4 protein-coding genes and 1 pseudogene are annotated in these 3,539 nt (G+C 28.8%); 1 reads left to right on the top strand and 4 read right to left on the bottom strand.

Features of this window, described 5'->3' with window-relative positions; all coding sequences use genetic code 11:
* Window positions 1-354: ABC transporter substrate-binding protein (locus ACI3VO_RS09720; protein ID WP_439757730.1), on the bottom strand; the 354-nt coding region annotated here is incomplete at its 3' end.
* 142 nt (window positions 355-496) lie between these two features.
* On the opposite strand from ACI3VO_RS09720, the gene ACI3VO_RS09715 reads away from it, so the two are divergent.
* On the top strand, window positions 497-1,135 hold the full coding sequence (locus ACI3VO_RS09715) for a DUF975 family protein (protein ID WP_439757729.1): 639 nt from the start codon (window positions 497-499) through the stop codon (window positions 1,133-1,135).
* Between the two features lie 439 nt (window positions 1,136-1,574).
* Here ACI3VO_RS09715 and ACI3VO_RS09710 read toward each other — a convergent pair whose 3' ends face one another.
* The 3 genes and pseudogenes from ACI3VO_RS09710 to ACI3VO_RS09700 all read right to left on the bottom strand — a co-directional run.
* Window positions 1,575-2,447: a kinase gene (locus ACI3VO_RS09710; protein ID WP_439757728.1), complete on the bottom strand. Its 873-nt coding sequence runs from the start codon at window positions 2,445-2,447 to the stop codon at window positions 1,575-1,577.
* Window positions 2,448-2,568: 121 nt separating this feature from the next.
* Window positions 2,569-3,288: a DUF554 domain-containing protein gene (locus ACI3VO_RS09705; RefSeq protein ID WP_439757727.1), complete on the bottom strand. Its 720-nt coding sequence runs from the start codon at window positions 3,286-3,288 to the stop codon at window positions 2,569-2,571.
* 40 nt (window positions 3,289-3,328) lie between these two features.
* Window positions 3,329-3,539 (bottom strand): annotated as a pseudogene (locus tag ACI3VO_RS09700) (SIR2 family protein); the annotation flags it as partial.

Below are 3,539 nucleotides of genomic sequence, written 5' to 3'. Positions count from 1 at the left end.
GCTTCCATCGCATTGAGTTAATTGTGCGAAGTTTACAGCGTAATTTTCTTCACCTTGATTGTAGATATAAATAGAAGCCTCTGGACCCATAAGACCTATATCAGCTTCTTCAGATATTAAAGCAGACATTGTTTTGTCGGCTCCTTGAGTATTTACTAGGTCAATTTCCAATCCCTCATCTTCAAAAAAGCCTTGGCTCATTGCAACATATTGAGGCGCATAAAATACTGAATGTGTAACCTCGGCGACAGTTACTTTTTCCAGATTTTTCTCAGAGGCTTGATTACCACAGCCCGTCAAACAGCAAACTCCCAAAGTAGCAGCACTTACAATAGAAACAATTTTTTTGAACATATATATACCTCCACAAAAATAAAACATAATTCATTATATTCAAAGTTTCCAGATTGGTTACAACTTTGATTATTTTTAATTATTTTTTTAAATATGTGATACTATATAATAAGAGATATTAAATAACAGGAGGAAAATTTTTATGAGAAGTAGAGCTGAATTAAAAATAGATGCCAAAAAGAAGTTAAATGCATATTTGAAAATTCCAATTTTGGTATCTATAGCTATAATTTTAATAAGTGGTCTTATCAGTTTATTACAAGATGAATATTTCACTTTATCTACTATATTATCTTTCTTATTTACATCTGTTGCAGGTGTGTATTCATCTATGCTGTTTTTGAATATAGCTAAAAACGACAACTTAGATCCAGTGGAGTTTTCTTGGATGAATGTTTCTAAGGAAAAATTATTAAAATGCCTTATTTACTCTGCACTTATGTATATAGGTACTTTCTTGATAACTTTCTTATCTTCAGTAGTAGGTGTGATAATAGCTGCACTTGCATCGATATTTATAATGATTTTAGAAATTTATTTATCTTTTTCAATTTTAGCTATACTAGATACTGATGCACCTATATTAAATGCTGTACGAATTAGTATGGATTTAGTTACAGGTAATTTCTTTAAAATTATAGTATTTGGATTATCCTTTATAGGATGGTTTTTCCTAGGCATATTGACTATGGGTATAGGACTTGTTTGGGTATTCCCTTACTTCAGTGTAAGCTTTGCAAATTACTATTTAGAATTAAGAAGAAATAAACCTATGATATAGACGCTAAAAAGAGGCTAATCGATTAGCCTCTTTTATTGTGGTTAGGTTTTTATAATTTATTGGGATTTTTTAGATATTTATTTTGTATATATATACCCCGCTTTCAAATAAATAAATCAAATTTTATTGCAAAATGGTGGGATAATGGTGGGATAATTAATAAATTAGAAAGAATTTAAAATTATCAAACCCAGTAATTACAAAAAAGAAGGAGCCCTCAGGCTCCCAAGCTTTTAATTATACACATTAGTCAACATTTCTTTTACATTATTATTATACCCCTATAGTATACAAATAAACATCGTTTTTGCATATTCCTAAAAAATTAAACTTTTACATCATAAATCGACTGTTATTACTAATATATAATATTTATCTTAGAATTTACGTAATTTAATAAAGCAATTTTCAAGCCAAAAAAGCTAGCAGATGCTAGCTTTTAAGCGTTTTCAAATGTGTAAATTGCATCTATCCTTGTAATATAGATAGAGTCATTTTCACAACCTATATATTTTGCATATTTCTTTACTTTTTCCTTTGCTATTTCTAAATCACTTATGTCCTCAGCTACAAGATCTTTAATGTACATATCCATCAAATACGCCTTGTAAGGTTTTATATTATAACCTAAGTATTTTGTTAGTCTCTCTATCTCGCAACCAAAATCGCCATCTTCTCTTATTAAAAATTCATAGACATCTTTTCTATAAGGATTTGCCATTATAATTTTTTGGACTATTTTATAGCTATCTGGCTTGCTTATAAATCCGTCCTTGTAGTTGTTAAAAAGCGCATTTGCCTGCTTTATAGATTTTGCATCTATATAGGATTCTACATCTGTTACACCGTATTCTAACAAAACATCTATAACGGCCATATGTATATTAAAGCAATCTCTATATAAGCTTCTAGATAATCTATCTACAAACGGCTTTATATCGAATAGCCTTGAAGTATTTCGTTTATTTTTGTTTATAGAATTCTTTTCTTTAATAAAATTGTTGAAAATGCGTTTAAAATCGAAATACTTTTCACAATACGTCTCTTTAAATATCTTAAAATCTACAACAATTACATTGTAGCTTACTAAAATTTCTACACCTTTTTTTATAGATTGATCGACTAGAGCTTCTGCAAAATTTAGATAATCGTCATTTATCTGTCTAAGTGTAGTTAAATTATCATTGCAGTAATCTTTAAATTCATCGCTTGATTTTTGTGCATATTCTAAAAATAATTTTCTTATTGTATTATAGTTGTCTCTTTTTTCATTGAATTTTATTACTGCTCCATTTATATCAAATAAAATCATGTAGTAATAACCTCCTTGTAAAAATTTTCACTTGAAAATTCTATGCAAATTTTTTCGTTATTACTATATTTGATTTTATAGCTTATTTTCCTTTTAAATACAAAATTTGTCTAAAAGTTTTTTAGATAACGCCGAAAACTCCAAAAATAATTGGAATAAACATAGCTGGTAGCAAATTGGCTACTTTTATGTCAGATTTTAATATCATATTTATACCTAAAGCCATTATAAGTAAGCTTCCTACAGCGTTCATCTCTGTTATAACACTAGTAGACAGTAGTCCCTTTAGTAAAAAAGATCCCATTGCTATAGCCCCTTGATATACAAATACTGCTACAGCTGACAATAAAACACCTATTCCCATAGTAAGAGAAAATAAAAAAGCACCGACTCCATCTAATGCTGATTTTGCATATAGAATTTGATTATCTCCAAATAGACCGCTGTTTAAAGAACCAACTACTGCCATAGCTCCTACACAAAATAGCAAACTAGCTGACACAAATCCCTGTGATATAGATATTTGTTCGCCATTACCCTTATTGAACTTGGCCTCTAGCTTTTCTCCAAATTTATTTAATGCCTTGTCTATATCTATTATTTGTCCTATTATACCTCCTACTACCATAGATACAATACAAACTATTGTATGCTTACATTCAAGAGCCCCTGATATACCCATGTATATTACACAAAGAGCTAATCCTGACATTACTGTGTTACTTATATTTTCTATAGTTTCCTTTTTAACTAATCTTTGAATAAAATTTTTTAATAGTAATGCAGCTAAACTAGCTAGAGCAACTACTAAACTGTTAACTATAACCCCTAATCCAAACATATTTTTTCTCCCATATTATATTAATTATTTAAGTTAAAATTTATTTTGCTAAATCTATTATCTTCCTTGGATCCTTTGCAAAATCTTCAAATGAATATTCAGTGTATATCACATGCTTTCCTAGAAATCTTTCATATCTATTTTTTTCTTTTTCCATTACTGAATTTCTCTTTTTATCGTGATTATTGACTATTAATATTTTTAGGTTGTTCTTTTGTCTACTTGTCTGTACTCTTTTTAGCAAATATTTT

The sequence above is a fragment of the Intestinibacter sp. genome, from assembly GCF_051866655.1.
Taxonomy (GTDB): Bacteria; Bacillota; Clostridia; order Peptostreptococcales; family Peptostreptococcaceae; genus Intestinibacter.
This window is presented reverse-complemented; position numbering and strand designations above follow the sequence as displayed.